Source organism: Pseudomonas sp. H3_E07, from assembly GCF_054668895.1.
In genome coordinates this window covers 2628129-2652502 of record NZ_CP162795.1, presented here as the reverse complement: position 1 = coordinate 2652502, position 24374 = coordinate 2628129, and the positions used below count along the sequence as shown (strand labels likewise).

General features: G+C 56.3%; 14 protein-coding genes, 2 tRNA genes, 4 rRNA genes and 1 pseudogene. 15 read left to right on the top strand and 6 right to left on the bottom strand.

The annotated features are described in order from the left end of the window. Nucleotides 1-323: 323 nt before the first annotated feature. Nucleotides 324-1223, bottom strand: coding sequence for a LysR family transcriptional regulator (locus tag AB4O08_RS11950; RefSeq protein ID WP_038452478.1), 900 nt, complete (start codon nt 1221-1223; stop codon nt 324-326). Nucleotides 1224-1380: 157 nt separating this feature from the next. Between AB4O08_RS11950 and AB4O08_RS11945 the strand changes: the two genes are divergently transcribed. From AB4O08_RS11945 to AB4O08_RS11905, 9 genes are all read left to right on the top strand, one after another. After that, entirely contained in the window at nt 1381-2562 is a 1182-nt protein-coding gene (locus tag AB4O08_RS11945) for an acyl-CoA dehydrogenase (protein WP_010207882.1), read from the top strand. Between the two features lie 12 nt (nt 2563-2574). Further along, on the top strand, nt 2575-3795 hold the full coding sequence (locus tag AB4O08_RS11940; RefSeq protein ID WP_044286423.1) for a CaiB/BaiF CoA transferase family protein: 1221 nt from the start codon (nt 2575-2577) through the stop codon (nt 3793-3795). A gap of 572 nt (nt 3796-4367) precedes the next feature. Then, nucleotides 4368-5904, top strand: a 16S ribosomal RNA gene (locus tag AB4O08_RS11935). Between the two features lie 122 nt (nt 5905-6026). Then, nucleotides 6027-6103: transfer RNA gene (locus AB4O08_RS11930), tRNA-Ile, on the top strand. 10 nt (nt 6104-6113) lie between these two features. Further along, nucleotides 6114-6189 (top strand) — tRNA-Ala (locus AB4O08_RS11925). A gap of 238 nt (nt 6190-6427) precedes the next feature. Further along, a 23S ribosomal RNA gene (locus AB4O08_RS11920) occupies nt 6428-9318 on the top strand. A gap of 156 nt (nt 9319-9474) precedes the next feature. Next, nucleotides 9475-9590, top strand: a 5S ribosomal RNA gene (rrf, locus tag AB4O08_RS11915). 109 nt (nt 9591-9699) lie between these two features. Further along, nucleotides 9700-9815 (top strand): 5S ribosomal RNA (gene rrf, locus AB4O08_RS11910). Together the 16S, 23S and 5S rRNA genes with 2 tRNA genes alongside form the textbook arrangement of a ribosomal RNA operon. Before the next feature lie 284 nt (nt 9816-10099). After that, nucleotides 10100-11980: a methyl-accepting chemotaxis protein gene (locus AB4O08_RS11905; RefSeq protein WP_010214278.1), complete on the top strand. Its 1881-nt coding sequence runs from the start codon at nt 10100-10102 to the stop codon at nt 11978-11980. A 45-nt stretch (nt 11981-12025) separates the two neighbouring features. Here the strand turns inward: AB4O08_RS11905 and AB4O08_RS11900 are convergent, their stop codons facing one another. The 5 genes and pseudogenes from AB4O08_RS11900 to AB4O08_RS11880 all read right to left on the bottom strand — a co-directional run bounded on the left by AB4O08_RS11900 (nt 12026) and on the right by AB4O08_RS11880 (nt 18621). Continuing rightward, a complete protein-coding gene (locus AB4O08_RS11900; protein ID WP_042571271.1) occupies nt 12026-12484 on the bottom strand; it encodes an SRPBCC family protein in 459 nt (152 codons plus the stop codon). Nucleotides 12485-12502: 18 nt separating this feature from the next. Next, nucleotides 12503-15881, bottom strand: a pseudogene (locus AB4O08_RS11895) (amino acid adenylation domain-containing protein). After that, entirely contained in the window at nt 15878-16825 is a 948-nt protein-coding gene (locus AB4O08_RS11890; RefSeq protein ID WP_460114148.1) for a diiron oxygenase, read from the bottom strand. The pseudogene AB4O08_RS11895 and the gene AB4O08_RS11890 overlap by 4 nt, the downstream one beginning before the upstream one ends. Further along, nucleotides 16822-17580 carry a DUF3050 domain-containing protein gene (locus AB4O08_RS11885; protein WP_460114147.1) on the bottom strand — a complete coding sequence of 253 codons (759 nt, stop codon included), beginning with the start codon at nt 17578-17580 and terminating at the stop codon, nt 16822-16824. The genes AB4O08_RS11890 and AB4O08_RS11885 overlap by 4 nt, the downstream gene beginning before the upstream one ends. A gap of 330 nt (nt 17581-17910) precedes the next feature. Continuing rightward, nucleotides 17911-18621 (bottom strand): GntR family transcriptional regulator, encoded by a 711-nt coding sequence (locus AB4O08_RS11880; RefSeq protein ID WP_010214271.1) that lies wholly within the window; start codon nt 18619-18621, stop codon nt 17911-17913. Between the two features lie 366 nt (nt 18622-18987). Between AB4O08_RS11880 and AB4O08_RS11875 the strand changes: the two genes are divergently transcribed. The 6 genes from AB4O08_RS11875 to AB4O08_RS11850 all read left to right on the top strand — a co-directional run bounded on the left by AB4O08_RS11875 (nt 18988) and on the right by AB4O08_RS11850 (nt 24333). Beyond that, a complete protein-coding gene (locus tag AB4O08_RS11875; protein WP_021491675.1) occupies nt 18988-19881 on the top strand; it encodes a TauD/TfdA dioxygenase family protein in 894 nt (297 codons plus the stop codon). A 14-nt stretch (nt 19882-19895) separates the two neighbouring features. Then, entirely contained in the window at nt 19896-20921 is a 1026-nt protein-coding gene (locus AB4O08_RS11870) for an ABC transporter substrate-binding protein (protein ID WP_460114146.1), read from the top strand. A gap of 1 nt (nt 20922) precedes the next feature. Further along, a complete protein-coding gene (locus AB4O08_RS11865) occupies nt 20923-21774 on the top strand; it encodes an ABC transporter ATP-binding protein (protein WP_044286424.1) in 852 nt (283 codons plus the stop codon). Nucleotides 21775-21785: 11 nt separating this feature from the next. Then, complete coding sequence (locus tag AB4O08_RS11860) at nt 21786-22634, top strand: ABC transporter permease (protein ID WP_010214267.1); 849 nt, start codon at nt 21786-21788, stop codon at nt 22632-22634. A 99-nt stretch (nt 22635-22733) separates the two neighbouring features. Further along, a complete protein-coding gene (locus AB4O08_RS11855; protein ID WP_010214265.1) occupies nt 22734-23360 on the top strand; it encodes an energy transducer TonB in 627 nt (208 codons plus the stop codon). A 52-nt stretch (nt 23361-23412) separates the two neighbouring features. Then, entirely contained in the window at nt 23413-24333 is a 921-nt protein-coding gene (locus AB4O08_RS11850) for a LysR family transcriptional regulator (protein ID WP_010214263.1), read from the top strand. The last annotated feature ends 41 nt before the right edge of the window (nt 24334-24374 follow it).

Sequence of the window (24374 nt, the reverse complement as noted above, 5' to 3'; positions counted from 1 at the left end):
AGGCGAACTTTACGGCCTTCAAGGGATTATGACGGGTGACGAAAAATTAACTACAAGTCACCCTGTGACCGATTGTCGCAATGCCCCGAAATAACCTCTTCAAATACAGGGGTTTAAAGAGCTGCAGGCGTTTTTTTAACCTTTTGACATCGTTGGTGTGAATAGTCGGTTATTGGCTTGTATTAGTCGCTGCAAGCCATATGGATCATGGCTTCTAGCCTTATTTTTGCTCGACAGATACAGTCTGTTTAAATGCGACATATTTGTATATCTGTAGGGCTGTAGATTTGCTGACTACAGAGTCAATAAGTCAGTGCGGGCCTTTAAATGCTATGGTTGTAGCGCTGTGACTGGTCGATTAGCCAATCCCTGAATGCATGCAATGAGGCTGATTCGACCTTTCTGTCAGGAATCATCAAGTAATAAGCCTTTGAGCTGCTCAACGCCTCGGGGCTTGCAATCACCAGTTGACCTTCCTCCAGTTCGCGTTGGATGAGGAACGGCGGGATCAGCGCGATTCCCATGTCATGCATGGCGGCCTGAGACAACATCGAGAATAGCTCGTAACGCGGGCCTGTCATGTCGCGGGGTATGTTCAATTGCTGTGCGTTGAACCATTGGCGCCAGGCGTAGGGTCTCGTCGTCTGCTGCAAGAGGGGCAGCTCTGCGATTTCCTGGGGGCTGAATTGTGTGGTGTTAGCCAGCAGTCTTGGGCTGCACACGGGGACAGGGTTTTCTCCCATCAGGCGGTGTGATTCCGTACCCGACCAGTCGGCATCGCCGAAGTAGATAGCGGCGTCGAATTCGGTGTCGGCAAACAGGAAGGGCCGTGTTCGGTTCGTCAGGTTTACTGTGACTTCAGGGTGCTTGCGTTGGAAATCCTTGAGGCGAGGGATCAGCCATTGAGTGCCAAATGTCGGGACCACGGCCAGTTCGATGGTGTTGGCGCCCTGCTGACCCATGACGGAAAGCGTGTCGCGTTCCACTGCGTCCAGTTGCGTGGCAACGCGGCGGCTGTACGAAAGCCCGGCTTCCGTCAGTTTGACCCCGCGCCGTGAGCGCCGAAACAGCTCGACACTCAAAAACTCCTCAAGGCTGGCGATCTGTCGACAGATGGCGCCTTGAGTGATCGAAAGCTCGTGTGCGGCCTTGGTAAAGCTCTCGTGGCGGGCCGCCGCTTCAAAACTGACCAGCGCGGTGGTACTGGGAATTTTTCTGCGCATATACCGTGTCCTCACATGTAAAGCGCATATGCGCGCTTCTCGGCTATTTCGAAGTGAGAAATTAGCACAACCCTATTCGGAAACCTCGTTTGCCCTACACGTCGGTCGGGCCTAGGCTGGTTGCACGACTTCCGTTTCTTTCCGCGAGGACTTATTCATGGCTGGCAAGGCAAGCTTCAACTGGATTGATCCGCTACTGCTGGATCAACAGCTCACCGAAGAAGAGCGCATGGTGCGCGACAGTGCTGAGCAGTTCGCCCAGGACAAGCTGGCCCCGCGTGTGCTTGAAGCCTTCCGCCATGAAAAGACCGACCCCGCTATTTTTCGCGAGATGGGCGAGACCGGTTTGCTCGGTGCGATGATTCCTGAGCAGTACGGCGGCAGCGGCTTGAATTACGTCAGTTACGGGTTGATTGCCCGCGAAGTGGAGCGTGTCGACTCCGGCTATCGCTCGATGATGAGTGTTCAATCGTCCCTGGTCATGGTGCCAATCAACGAATTCGGTACTGAAGCACAGAAACAGAAGTACCTGCCGAAGCTGGCTTCTGGCGAATGGATCGGCTGCTTTGGTCTGACAGAGCCTAACCATGGTTCCGACCCAGGCGCGATGATTACCCGTGCCCGCAAAGTGGAGGGTGGTTACAGCCTCACGGGCGCAAAGATGTGGATCACCAATAGCCCGATCGCGGATGTGTTTGTGGTGTGGGGCAAGGACGATGCCGGCGATATCCGTGGCTTTGTCCTGGAGAAAGGCTGGAAGGGGTTGAGCGCACCGGCGATTCACGGCAAGGTCGGGCTGCGTGCTTCGATCACCGGTGAAATCGTGATGGATAACGTGTTTGTCCCGGAAGAGAACATCTTCCCGGACGTGCGTGGTTTGAAGGGGCCTTTCACCTGCCTTAACTCTGCACGCTACGGCATCTCCTGGGGCGCATTGGGTGCCGCCGAATTCTGCTGGCATACCGCTCGCCAATACACCCTTGATCGTCAGCAATTCGGACGTCCCCTGGCGGCGACCCAGTTGATCCAGAAAAAGCTGGCTGATATGCAGACCGAGATCACCCTGGCCCTGCAGGGCTGCCTGCGCCTGGGGCGTATGAAGGATGAAGGCACGGCGGCGGTTGAGATCACTTCGATCATGAAACGCAACTCCTGCGGTAAATCCCTGGATATCGCGCGTATGGCGCGCGACATGCTCGGCGGCAATGGCATTTCCGATGAGTTCGGGGTGGCGCGTCACCTGGTCAACCTCGAGGTGGTCAACACCTATGAAGGTACTCATGACGTGCATGCCTTGATTCTGGGGCGTGCGCAAACCGGTCTTCAGGCGTTCTATTAATAGGAGCACGGCATGGGCGCGCTTTCGCATCTGCGGGTACTGGACTTATCGCGAGTACTGGCGGGCCCCTGGTCCGGGCAGATCCTTGCGGACCTTGGCGCTGAAGTGATCAAGGTTGAGCGGCCGGGCAGCGGCGACGATACGCGCGCCTGGGGGCCACCCTTCCTTAAGGATGCTTATGGCGAGAACACCAGTGAGGCTGCGTACTATCTGTCTGCCAATCGCAATAAGCAGTCGGTGACCATCGACTTTACGCGGCCGGAGGGGCAGGCGCTGGTGCGTGAGCTCGCGGCCAAGTCGGACATCCTCATTGAAAACTTCAAGGTGGGCGGGCTTGCTGCGTATGGGTTGGATTATGAGTCGCTCAAAGAGATCAACCCCGAGCTAATTTACTGCTCGATCACGGGTTTTGGTCAGACCGGGCCCTATGCGACGCGAGCGGGCTATGACTTCATGATTCAGGGGCTGGGCGGGCTCATGAGCCTGACCGGCCGTCCCGAAGGTGATGATGGGGCTGGGCCGGTTAAGGTGGGTGTGGCGCTGACTGACATTCTTACGGGGCTGTACTCGACGGTGGCGATTCTGGCGGCACTGGCTCATCGGGATCACGATGGTGGTGGGCAACACATCGATATGGCGCTACTGGATGTGCAGGTGGCATGCCTGGCAAACCAGGCGATGAATTATCTGACGACAGGGGCATCGCCAAAGCGGCTGGGCAATGCACATCCGAATATCGTGCCTTATCAGGACTTTCCCACCGCCGATGGTGATTTCATCCTGACGGTAGGCAATGACGGGCAATTTCGTAAGTTTGCCGAAGTGGCTGGTCAGCCACAGTGGGCGGATGATCCGCGCTTCTCTACTAACAAGGTGCGGGTGGCAAATCGGGCGGAGCTGATTCCGTTGATTCGTCAGGCAACGGTGTTCAAGACGACGGCCGAGTGGGTGTCGCAGTTGGAGCGTGTGGGTGTGCCGTGCGGGCCGATTAATGATTTGGCTCAGGTATTTGCCGACCCCCAGGTCAAGGCGCGTGGGTTGGCGATGGCATTGCCTCACGCATTGGCGGGGATGGTGCCTCAGGTCGCCAGTCCGATACGCTTGTCCAAGACGCCCGTGGAGTACCGCAATGCGCCTCCTCTGCTGGGAGAGCATACGGCTCAGGTGCTTCAAGATGTATTGGGGTTGGCGGGCGTGAATGTGGCTGCTCTGAAGGCGGCAGGTGTTATCTGAATCCCTTCCTCTATATAGAAGATGCTGGTGGCCCTGTATTGGTGATTTTTTAATCAATTCTAAGTAATTGATAGAAAAGCAAAATCAAGGGTTGACGGCAGATCCCAGACGTCTATAATTCGCCCCACTTCCGGCGCAGTCGAAACGGAAAACTCCTTGGTAAACAATGAGTTATGTAGGTTTCGGCAGCAGGTTGCTTCAGTTCATCGAAGCCAAAAGGAAGTTGAAAAAGAGGTGTTGACAGCAGCGTGTAACGCTGTAGAATTCGCCTCCCGCTAACGAGAGATCGAAGGCGCAAGTGGTTGAAGTTGTTGAAGAATTCTTCGAAAACTTCTGAAAATAATCACTTGACAGCAAATGAGGCTGCTGTAGAATGCGCGCCTCGGTTGAGACGAAAGATCTTAACCAACCGCTCTTTAACAACTGAATCAAGCAATTCGTGTGGGTGCTTGTGGAGTCAGACTGATAGTCAACAAGATTATCAGCATCACAAGTTACTCCGCGAGAAATCAAAGATGTAACCAACGATTGCTGAGCCAAGTTTAGGGTTTCTTAAAAACCCAAAGATGTTTGAACTGAAGAGTTTGATCATGGCTCAGATTGAACGCTGGCGGCAGGCCTAACACATGCAAGTCGAGCGGTAGAGAGAAGCTTGCTTCTCTTGAGAGCGGCGGACGGGTGAGTAATGCCTAGGAATCTGCCTGGTAGTGGGGGATAACGTTCGGAAACGAACGCTAATACCGCATACGTCCTACGGGAGAAAGCAGGGGACCTTCGGGCCTTGCGCTATCAGATGAGCCTAGGTCGGATTAGCTAGTTGGTGAGGTAATGGCTCACCAAGGCGACGATCCGTAACTGGTCTGAGAGGATGATCAGTCACACTGGAACTGAGACACGGTCCAGACTCCTACGGGAGGCAGCAGTGGGGAATATTGGACAATGGGCGAAAGCCTGATCCAGCCATGCCGCGTGTGTGAAGAAGGTCTTCGGATTGTAAAGCACTTTAAGTTGGGAGGAAGGGCAGTTACCTAATACGTGATTGTTTTGACGTTACCGACAGAATAAGCACCGGCTAACTCTGTGCCAGCAGCCGCGGTAATACAGAGGGTGCAAGCGTTAATCGGAATTACTGGGCGTAAAGCGCGCGTAGGTGGTTTGTTAAGTTGGATGTGAAATCCCCGGGCTCAACCTGGGAACTGCATTCAAAACTGACTGACTAGAGTATGGTAGAGGGTGGTGGAATTTCCTGTGTAGCGGTGAAATGCGTAGATATAGGAAGGAACACCAGTGGCGAAGGCGACCACCTGGACTAATACTGACACTGAGGTGCGAAAGCGTGGGGAGCAAACAGGATTAGATACCCTGGTAGTCCACGCCGTAAACGATGTCAACTAGCCGTTGGAAGCCTTGAGCTTTTAGTGGCGCAGCTAACGCATTAAGTTGACCGCCTGGGGAGTACGGCCGCAAGGTTAAAACTCAAATGAATTGACGGGGGCCCGCACAAGCGGTGGAGCATGTGGTTTAATTCGAAGCAACGCGAAGAACCTTACCAGGCCTTGACATCCAATGAACTTTCTAGAGATAGATTGGTGCCTTCGGGAACATTGAGACAGGTGCTGCATGGCTGTCGTCAGCTCGTGTCGTGAGATGTTGGGTTAAGTCCCGTAACGAGCGCAACCCTTGTCCTTAGTTACCAGCACGTAATGGTGGGCACTCTAAGGAGACTGCCGGTGACAAACCGGAGGAAGGTGGGGATGACGTCAAGTCATCATGGCCCTTACGGCCTGGGCTACACACGTGCTACAATGGTCGGTACAGAGGGTTGCCAAGCCGCGAGGTGGAGCTAATCCCATAAAACCGATCGTAGTCCGGATCGCAGTCTGCAACTCGACTGCGTGAAGTCGGAATCGCTAGTAATCGCGAATCAGAATGTCGCGGTGAATACGTTCCCGGGCCTTGTACACACCGCCCGTCACACCATGGGAGTGGGTTGCACCAGAAGTAGCTAGTCTAACCTTCGGGGGGACGGTTACCACGGTGTGATTCATGACTGGGGTGAAGTCGTAACAAGGTAGCCGTAGGGGAACCTGCGGCTGGATCACCTCCTTAATCGACGACATCAGCTGCTCCATAAGTTCCCACACGAATTGCTTGATTCATTGAAGAAGACGATAGAAGCAGCTTTAAGCTCCAAGCTGATAGCTCATAGCTAATCAGTTGCGCTCGAAATTGGGTCTGTAGCTCAGTTGGTTAGAGCGCACCCCTGATAAGGGTGAGGTCGGCAGTTCGAATCTGCCCAGACCCACCAATTTTGTTATGGGGCCATAGCTCAGCTGGGAGAGCGCCTGCCTTGCACGCAGGAGGTCAACGGTTCGATCCCGTTTGGCTCCACCATATAACTGCTTCTGCTGTTAGAGTTTAGAAATGAATATTCCAGTGTGAATATTGATTTCTAGTCTTTGATTAGATCGTTCTTTAAAAATTTGGGTATGTGATAGAAAGATAGACTGAACGTTACTTTCACTGGTAACGGATCAGGCTAAGGTAAAATTTGTGAGTTCTCTTAGTTGAGAAATTCGAATTTTCGGCGAATGTTGTCTTCACAGTATAACCAGATTGCTTGGGGTTATATGGTCAAGTGAAGAAGCGCATACGGTGGATGCCTTGGCAGTCAGAGGCGATGAAAGACGTGGTAGCCTGCGAAAAGCTTCGGGGAGTCGGCAAACAGACTTTGATCCGGAGATGTCTGAATGGGGGAACCCAGCCATCATAAGATGGTTATCTTGTACTGAATACATAGGTGCAAGAGGCGAACCAGGGGAACTGAAACATCTAAGTACCCTGAGGAAAAGAAATCAACCGAGATTCCCTTAGTAGTGGCGAGCGAACGGGGACTAGCCCTTAAGTGGCTTTGAGATTAGCGGAACGCTCTGGAAAGTGCGGCCATAGTGGGTGATAGCCCTGTACGCGAAAATCTCTTAGTCATGAAATCGAGTAGGACGGAGCACGAGAAACTTTGTCTGAATATGGGGGGACCATCCTCCAAGGCTAAATACTACTGACTGACCGATAGTGAACTAGTACCGTGAGGGAAAGGCGAAAAGAACCCCGGAGAGGGGAGTGAAATAGATCCTGAAACCGTATGCGTACAAGCAGTGGGAGCCTACTTGTTAGGTGACTGCGTACCTTTTGTATAATGGGTCAGCGACTTATTTTCAGTGGCGAGCTTAACCGAATAGGGGAGGCGTAGCGAAAGCGAGTCTTAATAGGGCGTCTAGTCGCTGGGAATAGACCCGAAACCGGGCGATCTATCCATGGGCAGGTTGAAGGTTGGGTAACACTAACTGGAGGACCGAACCGACTACCGTTGAAAAGTTAGCGGATGACCTGTGGATCGGAGTGAAAGGCTAATCAAGCTCGGAGATAGCTGGTTCTCCTCGAAAGCTATTTAGGTAGCGCCTCATGTATCACTGTAGGGGGTAGAGCACTGTTTCGGCTAGGGGGTCATCCCGACTTACCAAACCGATGCAAACTCCGAATACCTACAAGTGCCGAGCATGGGAGACACACGGCGGGTGCTAACGTCCGTCGTGAAAAGGGAAACAACCCAGACCGTCAGCTAAGGTCCCAAAGTTATGGTTAAGTGGGAAACGATGTGGGAAGGCTTAGACAGCTAGGAGGTTGGCTTAGAAGCAGCCACCCTTTAAAGAAAGCGTAATAGCTCACTAGTCGAGTCGGCCTGCGCGGAAGATGTAACGGGGCTCAAACCATACACCGAAGCTACGGGTATCACGTAAGTGATGCGGTAGAGGAGCGTTCTGTAAGCCTGTGAAGGTGAGTTGAGAAGCTTGCTGGAGGTATCAGAAGTGCGAATGCTGACATGAGTAACGACAATGGGTGTGAAAAACACCCACGCCGAAAGACCAAGGTTTCCTGCGCAACGTTAATCGACGCAGGGTTAGTCGGTCCCTAAGGCGAGGCTGAAAAGCGTAGTCGATGGAAAACAGGTTAATATTCCTGTACTTCTGGTTATTGCGATGGAGGGACGGAGAAGGCTAGGCCAGCTTGGCGTTGGTTGTCCAAGTTTAAGGTGGTAGGCTGAGATCTTAGGTAAATCCGGGATCTTAAGGCCGAGAGCTGATGACGAGTTAACTTTTAGTTAACGAAGTGGTTGATGCCATGCTTCCAAGAAAAGCTTCTAAGCTTCAGGTAACCAGGAACCGTACCCCAAACCGACACAGGTGGTTGGGTAGAGAATACCAAGGCGCTTGAGAGAACTCGGGTGAAGGAACTAGGCAAAATGGCACCGTAACTTCGGGAGAAGGTGCGCCGGTGAGGGTGAAGGACTTGCTCCGTAAGCTCATGCCGGTCGAAGATACCAGGCCGCTGCGACTGTTTATTAAAAACACAGCACTCTGCAAACACGAAAGTGGACGTATAGGGTGTGACGCCTGCCCGGTGCCGGAAGGTTAATTGATGGGGTTAGCTAACGCGAAGCTCTTGATCGAAGCCCCGGTAAACGGCGGCCGTAACTATAACGGTCCTAAGGTAGCGAAATTCCTTGTCGGGTAAGTTCCGACCTGCACGAATGGCGTAACGATGGCGGCGCTGTCTCCACCCGAGACTCAGTGAAATTGAAATCGCTGTGAAGATGCAGTGTATCCGCGGCTAGACGGAAAGACCCCGTGAACCTTTACTATAGCTTTGCACTGGACTTTGAATTTGCTTGTGTAGGATAGGTGGGAGGCTTTGAAGCGTGGACGCCAGTTCGCGTGGAGCCATCCTTGAAATACCACCCTGGCAACTTTGAGGTTCTAACTCAGGTCCGTTATCCGGATCGAGGACAGTGTATGGTGGGTAGTTTGACTGGGGCGGTCTCCTCCTAAAGAGTAACGGAGGAGTACGAAGGTGCGCTCAGACCGGTCGGAAATCGGTCGTAGAGTATAAAGGCAAAAGCGCGCTTGACTGCGAGACAGACACGTCGAGCAGGTACGAAAGTAGGTCTTAGTGATCCGGTGGTTCTGTATGGAAGGGCCATCGCTCAACGGATAAAAGGTACTCCGGGGATAACAGGCTGATACCGCCCAAGAGTTCATATCGACGGCGGTGTTTGGCACCTCGATGTCGGCTCATCACATCCTGGGGCTGAAGCCGGTCCCAAGGGTATGGCTGTTCGCCATTTAAAGTGGTACGCGAGCTGGGTTTAGAACGTCGTGAGACAGTTCGGTCCCTATCTGCCGTGGACGTTTGAGATTTGAGAGGGGCTGCTCCTAGTACGAGAGGACCGGAGTGGACGAACCTCTGGTGTTCCGGTTGTCACGCCAGTGGCATTGCCGGGTAGCTATGTTCGGAATAGATAACCGCTGAAAGCATCTAAGCGGGAAACTAGCCTCAAGATGAGATCTCACTGGAACCTTGAGTTCCCTGAAGGGCCGTCGAAGACTACGACGTTGATAGGTTGGGTGTGTAAGCGCTGTGAGGCGTTGAGCTAACCAATACTAATTGCCCGTGAGGCTTGACCATATAACACCCAAGCAATTTGACTACTCTAACGAGCATCAGATTGCGGTGTGTGAAGATGATACGAACCGAAAGTTCGATATCTCACAAAACACCGATCTGTCACATACCCAATTTGCTGAAGCGAGGCCATCAGGTCACGACTCAGTACCCGAATTTCTTGACGACCATAGAGCATTGGAACCACCTGATCCCATCCCGAACTCAGCAGTGAAACGATGCATCGCCGATGGTAGTGTGGGGTTTCCCCATGTGAGAGTAGGTCATCGTCAAGATTAAATTCCAGAACCCCTGTTTGCTAACGCAGACAGGGGTTTTGTTTATGTAGAAGTCCATGAATTTCATCGGCACGTTGCTAGCGCAACGGTCCGATACACAGAATTTCTTGACGACCATAGAGCATTGGAACCACCTGATCCCATCCCGAACTCAGCAGTGAAACGATGCATCGCCGATGGTAGTGTGGGGTTTCCCCATGTGAGAGTAGGTCATCGTCAAGATTGAATTCCGAAACCCCTGTCTGCTAACGCAGACAGGGGTTTTGTCGTTTAGGGCCTTAAATCACCACGTTTCGTAACCCCCATCGCCTAGGTGTACCGCTGGTCTGTTTCCCACATAAAAACAGGAAATACCTCACAAATTCCTAAGATTTGCCAAGCGTTGGCCGAAAGCCTGACGAGCCATGCGTGCACCGAAATAGAGCGGCCGGAGAAGCTGCCTATACCGCTACATGGAATGTTCCACTCGGCACGCTCACCCCCCTTTGGCAAAAGAAGTCGATGAAATGAATCTTAAGTTCAGTCATAAAATTCTGTTGGCCGCGTCAGGCGTCGTGGTTTTGGCCTTCGCGTTGTTCACCCTCTATAACGACTACCTGCAACGCAGCACCATCAAGCAGAACCTGGAATCGTCCATCCAGCAATCCGGTGAGCTCACCGCCAGCAGTGTGCAGAACTGGCTCAGTGGGCGAATACTGGTACTCGAAAGCCTCACGCAAAACGTAGCCCACCAGGGCAGTGGTGCTGACCTTCCAGGTCTGGTCGATCAACCGGCATTCACCTCGAACTTCCAGTTCACCTACGTTGGCCAAACCAACGGCGTTTTCACTCAGCGTCCGGACGCAAAAATGCCCGATGGTTATGACCCTCGTCAGCGTCCCTGGTACAAGCAGGCAGTAGCCGCGGACAAACCCATGCTTACCCCGCCCTACATGGCCGCAGTAGGCGGGCAGATCGTGACCATCGCCATGCCGGTGAAGAAGAATGGTGAATTGCTCGGTGTAGTCGGTGGCGACCTGAGCCTGCAGACCCTGGTGAAGATTATCAATTCGGTGGACTTCGGCGGTATCGGCCATGCGTTCCTGGTCAGTAGCGACGGGCAAGTCATCGTCAGTCCTGAACAGGATCAGGTGATGAAGAACCTCAAGGACATCTACCCTGGCACCCAGGTGCGTATCGAGAAGGTCAGCCAGGATGTCGTCCTCAACGGTCAGGACCGCATCCTGTCCTTTACCCCTATCAGTGGCTTACCCGGCGCAGATTGGTATATCGGTCTGTCGATTGATAAAGACAAAGCCTACGCACCGCTGGGCAAGTTCCGTACTTCCGCCTTGATTGCCATGTTGATCGCCGTAGTCGCGATTGCGGTGCTCCTGAGCCTGTTGATTCAGGTCTTGCTGCGACCCCTCACCACCATGGGCGTGGCGATGCAGGACATTGCCCAAGGCGAAGGTGACCTAACCCGCCGCCTCGTTGTGACCAGCAAGGACGAGTTCGGCGAAGTCGGTAGCGCGTTCAATCAGTTTGTAGAACGTATCCACGCCTCGATTTCGGAGGTGTCTTCGGCAACCCGACAGGTGCACGATCTCTCCCAGCGTGTAATGGCCTCGTCCAATGCCTCTATCATCGGTTCCGATGAGCAAAGCGCGCGTACCAACAGCGTGGCAGCAGCGATCAACGAACTGGGCGCTGCTACCCAGGAAATCGCACGTAACGCCGCCGATGCTTCACAGCACGCCAGCGGCGCCAGTGAACAAGCCGACGATGGGCGCAAGGTGGTGGAGCAAACCATCCTTGCAATGTCGGAACTGTCGCAGAAGATCAGCCTGTCCTGCACTCAGATCGAGACCCTCAACGCCAGCACCGACAACATCGGCCACATTCTCGATGTGATCAAAGGCATCTCCCAGCAAACCAATCTGCTGGCACTCAACGCCGCCATCGAAGCGGCACGTGCTGGTGAGGCCGGTCGAGGCTTTGCAGTGGTCGCCGATGAGGTGCGTAACCTGGCTCACCGCACTCAGGAGTCGGCCGAAGAGATCCACAAAATGATCACGTCTCTGCAAGTGGGCTCGCGTGAAGCGGTGACCACCATGAACGCCAGCCAAACCTCCAGCGAAGAAAGTGTTGAGGTCGCGAACCAGGCTGGTGAGCGCTTGGTCAGCGTAACGCAGCGGATTGTCGAAATCGACGGCATGAACCAGTCCGTCGCCGCAGCCACGGAAGAACAGACGGCGGTGGTGGAAACGCTCAACGTCGACATCAATCAGATCAACCTGCTGAACCAGCAAGGCGTGGCCAATCTCAACGAAACCCTGAAGGATTGCGACGCGCTGTCGCAGCAGGCCAATCGATTGAAACAACTGGTCGATAGTTTCAAGATCTGACCCGCTGATTGATCGGGCAGGAGCGAGCCCTCTCGCCCCTGCCGCTTAGCCGACTATCCGACGAACATTTTCCAAGGCGCTATCGGCGAAGCTCTGCACAAATTGTTCAAATCCTGTGTTTGCACGGTCGATGGGCTCGGCAATGATCGTCCATGTTGCTTTGGAACAGTCTGCGCCAAGGGCCTCCACACGGATCGCCGCCCACAGCCTGGCTACACCGAGGGTGTTGTAGATTGTGGTCCAGGTCATGTGCATGGCCTGTTCGTCGCGGCTATTGAGTTGCTCCACCACACAATTACCATCGCGGAAGAATTTTGTTCGCAAGGCGCCCACGCCTGTGCCCGTCATTTCGATATGTGTCAGGTCAGGAATGAACGCATCGAAGCCTGCGAATTGCCCCACTATGTCCCACAGGCGAGTGGCATGGCAGTCGACCAAAACAGACGCAACTATCGGCCGGCCATTCGGGTTGCAAATCAATGTATCGGGTTGCAGCGGTTTCATAAGGTTATCCTGAGGCATTCAAAGAAAGCCGGTGGCCTTGAGGTAGTCGCAGCCTTTACTCAACAGCGCCGGGTCCTTTTCGGGGTACTGTGCGCCCATTTGCTGGACAGCCTGTCGCGCGTTGTCGTAGCGAATCATCGAGGTGTCGCCGATGTCTTCGTCGAGACGGCCGAGATAAAAACCCAGTACGCCAAACAGTGCATTGTCATGGCTGATCGTGTGTAGCGACTGTTGCCACTGCTCAACGCTGACCCGCTTGAAACGGTGACCCGCCTGGCTGAAGCCATCCAAGTAGTGGGCCCAGCTCAACGGCTGCGGATTGTGCAGGTTGAACACACTGCTACCGGCTTGAAAGCGGGTGCAGTGGAACGCGATGAAGCGCGCCAGGAAGTCCACCGGCATCAGGTCGAAGTTCAACGCCAACTTCGGGAGCAGGCCCATTTGCAGTGACCCCTTGAGCATCAGCATCAGGCGATTCTTTTGCGGCTGGCAAACGCCCGTGAGGCTGTTGAAACTGATGTTGCCGGGTCGATGGATATTCACCCAGGCCCCACGTTCCACCGCACGCGCCAGTTGCCGTTCGGCGACCCACTTGGACAAGTTGTAGCCATTCTTGATGTACAGCGGCAGCGTGGCCGCGGCGGGCGCTTCTAGGACATAGCCTTGAGTATCGACACTGCTCGACGCGGAGAGCGTCGAGACAAAATTGAGGACCTTCTTGCAGTGCGTCTCACACAGGCGTAGGCATTCGAGTACGGGGTCAACGTTGTCCCTGGTCAGCGACGCATAGTCCAATACATGGTTGACCCTGGCGGCGTTATGTACCAGCACACCGAACTCTTTGGCGAGGGTCTCATAGGCATTGCTGGTCAAACCCAGGCGAGGCAGGCTGACATCTGCGGCGAATACCTGCACCCGGCTCAGGTCCAGATGCTCCAGGCGATACTCGCGCAGCGCTTGGGTAAATCGCGCCATCGCCGACTGCCCCGGCTTCTCGCGCACCAGGCATGCTACTGCTGTAGCACCCTTTGGCCAGCAGTGCCTCGACAATATGGACCCCTACAAAGCTGTTGGCCCCTGTAACGATCACTTTGTGCGGATCGCCCACGCAGTTTTCGGGGAGTGTGTTGTATATCCGCTCCCGATGCGCATCACGAACCGCTTGGCTGGCGGATGTATCGGGTCGTTCTCCTTGTTCCACCAATGTTGCGAGCGTACGAATCGTCGGCGCCTCGATGAAGTGGTTCAGCGAGAAACTACGGCCGAATTGTTCGCGAAAACGCAGCAAGAGGGTCGACAGCAAAATCGAATGGCCGCCGAGGTCGAAGAAGCTTTCATCGATAGACAACTCACCCGTGGGCAACGCCAGCAGTTCGATCCACAAGTGGGTCAATTGAGTCTGAAGCGGGGTTTGTGCCGCGCTGCAGGCTGTCGGCAACGTGGGCTGGATCGGCACTGCCAGCAACGCCGCACGGTCGATTTTGCCGTTGCTGGAACACGGTATGCGTGGCAGCTCATCCCAGACGCCGGGCTGCATGTAGTCCGGTAGCCACTGCCGTGCATGGTGTTGCAGCGCCGTCATGCTTGCTCCCGGTTCGGGTTGCGCGACAAAGCCACGGATCCTGCGATCACGGTCGATCACCACTGCCACCTGTCGATACAGCCGACTGCTGCGCAGGCACTGCTCAATCTCCAGGGGCTCTACCCGAAAACCACGGATCTTCACCTGATCATCTCGCCGTCCTCCCAGCACGATCCCGTCGGCAGTCCACTGCGCCAGGTCGCCAGTGCGATAGGCCCGCAACGGCAGTTCGCCTGGCACTGCCAGCTCCACGAAAGAACTGGAAGCCTGTGATAGTGCGTTCACGTACCCCAGGCTCACTCCTGGGCCGACGATATACACCTCACCCATCACCCCTTCATCCACCGGTTGCAGGTGTTCATCGAGGATCAGCACCTGGCTGTTGGCGATGGGGCGGCCGACGTTGCGATTGCTGTCATTGGGGCGCAGCATCCGATGGGTGACCAACACCGTGGCCTCCGTCGGTCCATAGAGGTTATGGAACTGGCACTGCGTTGAAAGGCGTTCGATCACATGGGGTTCGCACACATCTCCACCGGTCAGCAGATGCGTGAGGCCCAGCGGTTGATCGAGCGGCAGGATACTCAGCAGCGCAGGCGGAAGAAAGGCATGGGTGATGCGTTGCCGGTGAAGCAGGTCCAGCAGCTGTTGAGGGTCTTGTCGTTGCTCTGTGCTGGGGACGATCAACTGAGCACCCGCTACCAAGGCGGGGAAAATATCGATCAGCGATGAGTCGAAGCTCAATGGCGAGAACTGCAAGACGCGGCTCTGTTCATCCAGGTTCACACAGGACCTGAACCAGGCCGTGAAATGCGCCAGGTTGGCTTGGCTGAGCAACACGCCTTTGGGTTGCCCGGTGGTGCCCGAGGTAAAGAGCATCAGGCAGGGCGCATCGGCATGACGGTGGAGGCGCGCCAACGGCTGTGTGAGGTCGACGTCGTGTAGAGCGTGGTCGCTGACATCCAATGAGCTGAAACACGCTCTTAATGGATGCTGACCGGCATCCAGCAATACCTGGGCTCCTGCGCTTTCGAGCATGGCCCGATGGCAGTGAGGCGGGTGGTCCGGATCCAACGGTAGGTACACCGCTCCACTGCCCAGCACGGCAAGGATACTGGCGTACAAGCCGATTGTTTTTTCCAGGCAGATCCCGACGACTGCGGGCGTTTGCCCCGTTACCAACAAGGGGTGCAAGCGCTGCTGGATTGCCAATGCTTGAGCATGCAGCTGACGATAGGTCACTTCGCTGGCACCGATATGCAATGCGGGCCGGTCGGCAAATGTATGAAAGCTTGCCTGCAACCGATTGATCAGTGGCACTCGGGCTGCCTCTATCACGTCAGGGTCGGCGGAGCGGTTGAACCGGTGGGTGAATGCCAGCGCCTCAAGCGCATCCAGGCAGTGTTCGGGACAGCCATTGGCGACCGCCTTCAATTCGAAGTATCCAGGGTCTCGCGAGAAGCCGCTGATGTGCAGCGCGGTCCATTCCACCAATTCGCGGATGACTCGCCGGCGCAGTCGTTGACCGTTACCGCTGAGCTCGTCGGCGATGTCCAGTACGGCCAACAGCTTTCGGTCTGGCCTATAGGCGCGCAGTTGCAGCGCGGGCAACCCGTAGTCGGTGATGGGGCCGACGCCCAGGCGCAGGCTCAATTTTGGAATCGGGCGTGCGTTGCCCTGCACCGACTGATCGCCGTCATCGATGCACAGGTCGACGCCCTCGTTGCCTGTGATATGCCCATACTGTTCCAGCTCTTGCCTGACCGCCTCCAAGGCGCTGCTGGCGCCGGAAAATCCAATGCTCAGCCGCCTCATGTCACCCTCCCGGACACTGGCAGGTAATCGTTCAACGCATGCGCCACGCTCGGCGTTTGCAGCAAACCGCTGTGTTGCAGAAAGCCAAGGATATTGCCCATCAATGGATGTTGGCGGGTGATAGGGAAGGCCTGTGCCGCCACTTCAGCGCGTAACGCACCGCGTAGGCTGGCGCTGATGTCGAGGTGTTGGATCAAGTTCAAGTCGAAGTTTTTTTGCAGGTCGTTCGTCAGGTACTGAGCCAGGAAAACCGGCAGCACCTTGGCGATTTCATTGCGGTCCCCCTCGCTCACGGTTTGCCAATACAGGCGTACGAGCCGTATCCAGAACTGGGCGTGGCGGCCCTCATCAAACAGGTGGTCGGCCATCAAGCCACGGATGGAAGCTTTCACGCTGGTGTCCTTGGAGAATGCCGCCACATCCTGGGTCACGGTGTTTTCAGCGATTGCCACGCCAATCAGTGCGACAGCATCGCGTAGATGAGCGGGCGCCAACGCCTGTGCCGTGGGCAGCGCACGGCTCAGCTCTATTTCTGTGGGCAGTTCCAGCGGTTGTATGCCGGTCATGGCCACGGTTTGCTGCAGGAAATCCAGCGCAACCAGTGCGTGGTAATCCTCGTCCACGACGACGGTCATCGCATCCACGCGGCAGGTCAGCGGGAAGGGCACAGCGAAGCGATTTTTGGCGATGCTGCGTGCAGTCTTGTCGACGATCTCGGTCTCGAATATCACCACGTCGTTGATGAACTTGTAAAAGCTCTGCACCAGTACAAAATCGCGCCACTGAGGGCAGTGCTCAAGAAATGCCGCGCAGAGCACCAGGGGCTGACGGCACAGCGGGTAGATCAGTTTGTCATCGCTCTCCAGCAAGCGCCGAGGCCGTGTGCGGATGGTTGCGCGGCGCTCCCAGTCATCGGCGATGGCTTGGTAGTCGCCGGCGTTCATGGGTGCACCTCTTGCAGCGAGGCCTGAAGCTCATCCCAGAACGCGACACGGCTTTGCATCGCAGCGAGTGCGGCGTCGTGGGCCTGTTGCGGATACGTAGGGTCTGCGCTGACCAGGCGATTGAGTAACTGCTCCGCCGCTGGCCCGTGTTCCTTGGCGTCCAATTCGATGTGGCGCTTGAGGTAAGCGCACAAGGTAGGCGCTTGGCGATGAATGAACTCATCAGATTGCAGGATGCGTTCGAACATCCCCGGGATGACATGCTCGCGACCGTACAGGAATGTGGCCGCCACACAATGGGTAGGCGCATTCAATGCAAGGTGCAAGGTGGCGTTGACGAAGCGGCTCACGCCGGGAGGAGCCTCGACCTGGTGCAAGGCTGCCGTGGCTCCCAGGCCTTGGCGTAGCAGCGCAACAAAGTGGCTGATGGCCGAGGTGCTGGCGCCCACTTCCGCCATGGCTTCCAAATACAGTTCGAAATGGCTGCAATAGCCTTGCACGGGGTGTTCGTCTGACTCCTCACCCAGAATGATCTCATTGATCAGCCGCGCTGCCTGCGGGTCTGCAGCGGGTAGCCAGGGCAAGCGAGTGCAGGTCAGGTCCTGTTGCAGGCGCTTGGCGAGGGTCATGAAGTCCCAGACTGCAAACACATGACTTTCCATAAAAAGTTGTAACTTGCGCAGGCAAGTTATTTCTAAAAATAACGAGTGGCTGCATAACTGCAGTTTTGCTGTTTCAAGTAAAGGTTGATGCATGGTTGATGCCTATGAGTTGTTGCGGCTGCTGTTGGGAAACAGCGATGAGTTTGTAATGGTCAGGGCGCGCGCAGGCATAAGCCGACTACCGGCGTGCAGAAATGCTCGACGATAGGCGCTGCAACGCCGAGCGAAGTGGTTTAGTAATAAAAGATAATAAGCGTATTAAATAGGTTGGCGCGCATACAAATATAATAGAAGTTTTTCTAAATAATATATGTTGTAAGTTGGTTGCTTGGGGCGTAGTGGGAAGTTTCTTTAGCGGGAGGCACTACACTGAGTGAGTGGCCCCCGTAATATTGGAAGGACGGGACAGGAGAACGCAATACTTTATGGCGTAACTTTCTTGCCGTGGGCATCCAAGCCATTCAGGTACGCCGTGATCACCTCCATGCCTCGCATCAAGTGATTGCGCAGCGTCAAGATGCTTTCCTGGGTTTTCTTCTGCGCTACCAAGTTCAACAGTTCGCGGTGGTCCTCCTGGGACGTTTCGCCCAGCCCCATGGCCTCAAGGTTGTAACGCAGGAATCGCTCTTCCTCGTTCAAACCGTGCTCCACCAGTTTAAGCAGCCGCTGGTTGGGGGCCTTGCCATAAAGCGCCATGTGGAACAGGCGATTGAGGCGTCCAATCTCGGTGTAGTCTTTTTCCTGTTCGAGGGCACAAATAAACGCCTCGGCTTCCTCGATATCGGCTTCGGTGAGCAAGGGAATCGACAGGCGCAGCGCTTCAGACTCCAGCAACATCCGCAGTTCATAGGTCTCGGCTGAATTGTCTTCGATCAACGGTGCAACCACGGCGCCCTTGTGGGTCACCACATGCAGCAGTGACTGGGCCTCCAGTTGGCGCAAGGCTTCACGCACCGGCATGCGACTGACCCCGAACAGGCTGGCCAACTCCTGTTGGCGCATGGCAGTACCGCAGGGCAACCGACCATCCAGGATGGCGTTGCGCAAGGTTTCTTCAATCACGGAGCGAGCGAGATGGGCGGGAATAGGTCCGCTGATCTTGATGCTGTTCAAAGGGGTCGGCTTCTGCGTCACGGTTACGCTATCCTCCTTATTAGAATGGGCGTGGCTAATTGGATCCAATGCACACTAGAGACTGCCCGTAAGCTTGTCAAACGGGCACAGTTTCGGCTTGTAAGCGTTTCAACATAGGGCTCCCAGCGCCCACAGCCAGCATTTATGGCGCCTTACACAGGCAGGTTCATCAAACCTGCTTCAAGCGCCGACAATGCAGCATCAGGTGTTATGGACTGAACACTTTACCGCTGTGGTTTATTGCCCTGGGCCAAGTGGCTTGGGGTTGAGCCGAAACATTCCCGCATATCGTTATTCATTAACGGTATTTAAATAGCCGTTCTTATATCTATAAAGTCAATCTCCTGTCTGACCGGGAGTGACCTCATGTCCGCCACCTCTACTGTTCCAACAGCGACCGCTACCGTCCAATCCTTCGAGATTCGTCCACTGCCCGGCAGCGTCGGCGCCGAGATCATTGGCCTGGACTTGTCGCGACCGGTCAACGACGAGGATTTTTCGCGCATTCACCGCGCGCACTTGGACCATCATGTCGTGGTGTTCCGTGACCAGCGCATCACCCCCGAGCAGCAGATCGCCTTCAGCCGTCGTTTCGGCGTGCTGCAGATCCATGTGCTCAAACAGTTCCTGCTGGCCAACCACCCGGAAATTCTGATCGTCTCCAACATCATTGAAAACGGTCAGTCCATCGGTCTGGGAGACGCGGGCAAATTCTGGCATTCGGACCTGTCCTATAAGGAACTGCCGAGCCTGGGTTCGATGCTGCACGCCCAGGAACTGCCCTCCGAAGGTGGCGACACCTTGTTCGCCGACATGCACAAAGCCTGGGACCAATTGCCCGAACACCTGCGCACGGCCGTTGAAGGCCGCAGTGCCGCGCATTCCTACACCGCGCGCTACAGCGAGACCAAATTCGAAGGCAACTGGCGCCCCACACTGACCCCAGAGCAGCTTGCCCAGGTTGCGGAAGTCGTGCACCCCATCGTGCGTACCCATCCGGAAAACGGCCGCAAAGCGCTGTTCGTGAGCGAAGGCTTCACCACTCGAATCGTCGGGCTGCCCGAAGACGAAAGCCGCGACGTGCTGGCCCAACTCTACGCCCACAGCGTGTTGCCGCAAAACATCTACCGCCATCAATGGCAGCCCCACGACTTGGTGTTCTGGGATAACCGCTCGCTGATTCACCTCGCTGCCGGTTGCCCAAGCCATCTACGCCGCAAGCTGTTTCGTACCACCATCCAGGGCGACGCGCCTTTCTGATTCGGAGCACAAGCATGTCCAGCAAAATTCCATTCGCACGGCTGGCCGCGACTGTCGGCCTGGGTGTCAGCCTGCTGGCTGGCAGCCTTGTTGCGCCGACAGCCGCGCAGGCCGAAGGCGAGATCCGCATCGCCGAACAGTTCGGCATCGTGTACCTGTTGCTCAACGTGGTGCGTGACCAGAACCTGATTGAAAAATACGGCAAGCAGCAAGGCATCGACATCAAGGTCGACTGGACACAATTGTCCGGCGGCGCCGCCGTCAACGACGCGCTGCTCTCCGGTTCCATCGACATCGCCGGCGCCGGTGTCGGCCCGCTGCTGACCATCTGGGACCGCACCCGCGGCAAGCAGAACGTCAAGGCCGTCGCGTCCCTGGGTAACTTCCCTTACTACCTGGTGAGCAACAATCCCAAGGTCAAGACCATCGCCGATTTCACCGAGCAGGACCGCATTGCCGTGCCGGCGCTGGGCGTGTCGGTGCAGTCGCGCTTCCTGCAATACGCCGCGGCCAAGCAATGGGGCGACAAGGAATTCAATCGCCTCGACAAGTACACCGTCGCCGTCCCGCACCCGGATGCCACTGCAGCGCTGATCGCTGGCGGTACCGAGCTGACCGGGCATTTTTCCAACCCGCCGTTCCAGGACCAGGCCCTGGCCAATCCGAACGTGCATGTGGTGCTGAACACCTACGACCTGCTTGGCCCGAACTCGCCGACCGTGCTGTTTGCCACCGAAAAATTCCGCAACGACAATCCAAAAACCTACACGGCGTTCGTGGAAGCGTTGACCGAAGCCGCGCAGTTCGCCCAGCACGATAAAGGTGCTGCGGCTGACACCTACATCCGCGTGACCAAGGCCAAGATCGACCGTGCCGAGCTGCTGAAAATCATCGACAACCCGCAATTCGAATTCAGCGTTACGCCAAAAAACACCTACCCGCTGGCGGAATTCCTCTACCGCGTCGGCGCCATCAAGAACAAGCCTGAATCGTGGAAGGACTACTTCTTCCAGGACGCCAAGCCCCTGCAAGGAAGTTGAGATGAACGCGCCCTTGCAAGGCCACACGGCCAGCAACCTGCACACCACCGCGCCGTTGCTGGCGGTGGATCACGTCAGCCTGGAATACCGCACCCCGGAGCGCGTAGTGCGGGCAACCCATCAAGTCAGTTTCGAGATCGATCCTGCCGACCGCTACGTGTTGCTCGGCCCCTCCGGTTGCGGCAAATCAACGTTGCTCAAGTCTATCGCCGGGTTTATCAAACCGTGCGAAGGCGAGATCCGTCTGTTGGGGAAAAAGGTCGACCAACCGGGCCCGGACCGCATCGTGGTGTTCCAGGAATTCGACCAACTGCCACCGTGGAAAACCGTAAAACAGAACGTGATGTTCCCATTGCTGGCCTCTAAAACCTTGAAGCGCGCCGAAGCCGAAGAACGCGCGCTGCACTACCTCGACAAAGTCGGCCTCACGGCGTTTGCCGATGCCTATCCCCACACGCTTTCCGGCGGTATGAAAGCCCGTGTCGCCATCGCCCGCGCCTTGGCCATGCAGCCGAAAATCCTGCTGATGGACGAGCCCTTCGCTGCCCTCGATGCCCTGACCCGGCGCAAGATGCAGGAAGAATTGCTGCTGCTCTGGGAAGAGGTGCGTTTCACCCTGTTGTTCGTCACCCACTCCATCGAAGAAGCGCTGGTGGTGGGCAATCGCATTCTGTTGCTGTCGCCTCATCCGGGGCGCGTGCGCGCGGAAATCCACAGCCATCAATATGACCTGCACAGTCTCGGTGGCGTGGAGTTCCAGGCATCGGCGCGGCGTATCCATCGCTTGCTGTTCGATGAAGCGCCCGAGGCCGAACGTGAGTTGGGTTTCGCTGATATCCGCATCGCGTATTAAGGGGAGCATCCATGCGCCAGGAATATGAAATCACCCTAGAACCGCTGATCAGCGTCCCCGTGGAGCGCGAACTGCCCCTGCGCCAACGCCTGTGGCAACAAGGTTGGCTGCGCAAGGGCCTGATCCTGGTGGTACTCGCGATCCTTTGGGAAGTCGTTGCGCGCTACCAGAATAATGACCTGTTGTTGCCGAGCTTCTTGCAGACCTTTCATGCGCTGTACGACGGCTTGCTCAGCGGCGAGTTGCTCAGCAAGGTCAGCATCTCGCTGGTGGTGCTGATCAAGGGTTACTTGATCGGCATCGTACTGGCGTTTGCCCTGACCACCTTGGCGGTATCGACCCAACTGGGCCGCGATCTGCTGAGCACCCTGACCTCGATGTTCAACCCGCTGCCGGCCATTGCATTGCTGCCGCTGGCGCTGCTGTGGTTTGGCTTGGGGCAGAACAGCCTGATCTTCGTGCTGGTGCATTCGGTGCTGTGGGCGCTGGCGCTCAACACGTATTCCGGGTTCCTCGGCGTGTCCGAAACCCTGCGTATGGCTGGGCGCAACTATGGCCTCAAGGGCATGCGTTTTGTGCTGTTCATCCTGATCCCGGCGGCGCTGCCGTCGATCCTCGCGGGCCTCAAGATCGGCTGGGCATTTGCCTGGCGCACCCTGATCGCCGCCGAGTTGGTGTTCGGTGCCACCAGCGGCAAGGGTGGCCTGGGGTGGTACATCTTCCAGAATCGTAACGAGCTGTACACCGACAAGGTGTTTGCCGGTCTGGCAGTCGTGATCCTGATCGGCCTGCTCGTGGAAAACCTGGTGTTTGACACCTTTGAGCGCCTGACCGTGAAGCGTTGGGGTATGCAGCGCTAAACACGAATGATTGCTCTTTGTCCGCCGTGAAGCCGATAATGCCGGCGGAATCTGGCGCCGCCCTGGCGTCAGGTGTGCCTCGTAAAAGGATTTACAACGATGCGGTTTTTTGTCTTGGCAGCGGCCTTGCTATTGTCGACCTCGGTTTTCGCGGAGTTCGTGCCCGAGCCGGTCAGCATGCCCAAGCCGCTTTACCCCAGCAACCTGACCTTCACCCAAGGGCATGCGCGTATCGGCCTGAATATTCACAACGACGGTACGGTCAGCGATGTCAAAGCGCTCAGCGCCACCAAGCCGGCGTTTGGTGCAGCCGCCGTCGCTGCGGCCACACTCTGGCGCTTCAAGCCTTGGACGGTAACTGCCGATCGGCCTGCGGTACTCGACGCGCAGAACGATATGATTTTCACGCCCGAAGCGCCAAGGAAGGAAACGACTCAACTGACCTTCACGCAAACCACTTACCAATCCTGCAGCGCACTGACCGAAGAAGTCAGCCAGTTCCGTCGCGACCATCCCACCCGCCCGTTGATCGCGATGAAGAGCTTTGCCATTACCCGGGTAGCGGTGATGTTCCCGGCGCTAAGCGGTAAAAGCGATTACAACGAAGGCCTGACCCGTGCCGACGAACTGGAAAACGCCCTGCCGGAAATCGTGCGTAAGTGCCAGGCTCATCCCAAAGCCACCTACGCGGACTACCTGCCCCGTAACCTGAAGCGCTACCTGTAAAGCCTGCTACGATTGCGCCCAGTTCACTCCCCATTGGTCACGAGTGCTTGGCATGCAATTACCGGACATGAACCTGCTGGTCGCCCTCGACGCCTTGCTCGACGAGGGCAGTGTGGTTGGCGCCGCGCGCCGCATGAACCTCAGCCCGGCGGCCATGAGCCGCACCCTCACGCGTATCCGCGAAGCCGTCGGCGACCCGATCCTGGTGCGCGCCGGTCGCGGCCTGGTGCCAACGCCCAAGGCTCTGCAGTTGCAAGGCCAGGTGCGCAACGTGGTGGAACAAGCGGCGCTGTTGTTCCGTTCCGCGGACCAAGTGGATTTGAGCACGTTGCGCCGTCGTTTCAGCGTGCGCGCCAACGACTTTTTCATCGGCGTGTACGGCGGTCGCCTGTTCGACACCATGGAACGCATGGCGCCGCTGTGCGAGCTGTGCTTCGTGCCCGAAGGCGATACCGACGACGAGGCCCTGCGTGAAGGTCGCCTGGATTTGCGCGTGAGCAACACCATGCCGGTCACGCCCGAAGTGAAGGTGCAGAACCTGTTCTCCACCACCTTCGTCGGCCTGGCACGGGAAGACCATCCGTTGTTCGACGAAGACATCACCGCCGCACGCTTTGCCAGTTACTCCCATATCAGCATCTCGCGGCGCGGCATTGCCCGTGGGCCGATCGACACCGCGCTGAGTGCTCAGGGCTTGGAACGTCGTGTGGCAATGATCGCCCCAGGCTTTCACGGCGCGATGTTCATGCTGCCCGATTCCGACTTGCTGCTGCCGGTGCCCAAGGAAGCGCTGTTGAGCGCCAATCGCCTGAAACTGCCCCTGCGCTCGTTCGCCCTGCCGATCTCGTTGCCGACGCTGGTGCTTGCCCAATCCTGGCACCCGCGATTCGATAAAGACCCTGCTCACAAATGGCTGCGTGAAACCATGCGCGAGAGTTGTCACGCCACTTGGCTTGAAGCACAGCCTGTTTGATCGTTGCGTTTGGTGCACTTATACCCTTCCAACAAGTAACT

What these genes read in the sequence shown, in the direction of transcription:
- AB4O08_RS11940 (WP_044286423.1), top strand. Translation starts at nt 2,575, where the DNA reads ATGGGCGCGCTTTCGCATCTGCGGGTACTGGACTTATCGCGAGTACTG.
- AB4O08_RS11850 (WP_010214263.1), top strand. Translation starts at nt 23,413, where the DNA reads ATGCAATTACCGGACATGAACCTGCTGGTCGCCCTCGACGCCTTGCTC.
- AB4O08_RS11945 (WP_010207882.1), top strand. Translation starts at nt 1,381, where the DNA reads ATGGCTGGCAAGGCAAGCTTCAACTGGATTGATCCGCTACTGCTGGAT.
- AB4O08_RS11905 (WP_010214278.1), top strand. Translation starts at nt 10,100, where the DNA reads ATGAATCTTAAGTTCAGTCATAAAATTCTGTTGGCCGCGTCAGGCGTC.
- AB4O08_RS11875 (WP_021491675.1), top strand. Translation starts at nt 18,988, where the DNA reads ATGTCCGCCACCTCTACTGTTCCAACAGCGACCGCTACCGTCCAATCC.
- AB4O08_RS11855 (WP_010214265.1), top strand. Translation starts at nt 22,734, where the DNA reads ATGCGGTTTTTTGTCTTGGCAGCGGCCTTGCTATTGTCGACCTCGGTT.
- AB4O08_RS11900 (WP_042571271.1), bottom strand. Translation starts at nt 12,484, where the DNA reads ATGAAACCGCTGCAACCCGATACATTGATTTGCAACCCGAATGGCCGG.
- AB4O08_RS11870 (WP_460114146.1), top strand. Translation starts at nt 19,896, where the DNA reads ATGTCCAGCAAAATTCCATTCGCACGGCTGGCCGCGACTGTCGGCCTG.
- AB4O08_RS11865 (WP_044286424.1), top strand. Translation starts at nt 20,923, where the DNA reads ATGAACGCGCCCTTGCAAGGCCACACGGCCAGCAACCTGCACACCACC.
- AB4O08_RS11890 (WP_460114148.1), bottom strand. Translation starts at nt 16,825, where the DNA reads ATGAACGCCGGCGACTACCAAGCCATCGCCGATGACTGGGAGCGCCGC.
- AB4O08_RS11885 (WP_460114147.1), bottom strand. Translation starts at nt 17,580, where the DNA reads ATGCATCAACCTTTACTTGAAACAGCAAAACTGCAGTTATGCAGCCAC.
- AB4O08_RS11950 (WP_038452478.1), bottom strand. Translation starts at nt 1,223, where the DNA reads ATGCGCAGAAAAATTCCCAGTACCACCGCGCTGGTCAGTTTTGAAGCG.
- AB4O08_RS11860 (WP_010214267.1), top strand. Translation starts at nt 21,786, where the DNA reads ATGCGCCAGGAATATGAAATCACCCTAGAACCGCTGATCAGCGTCCCC.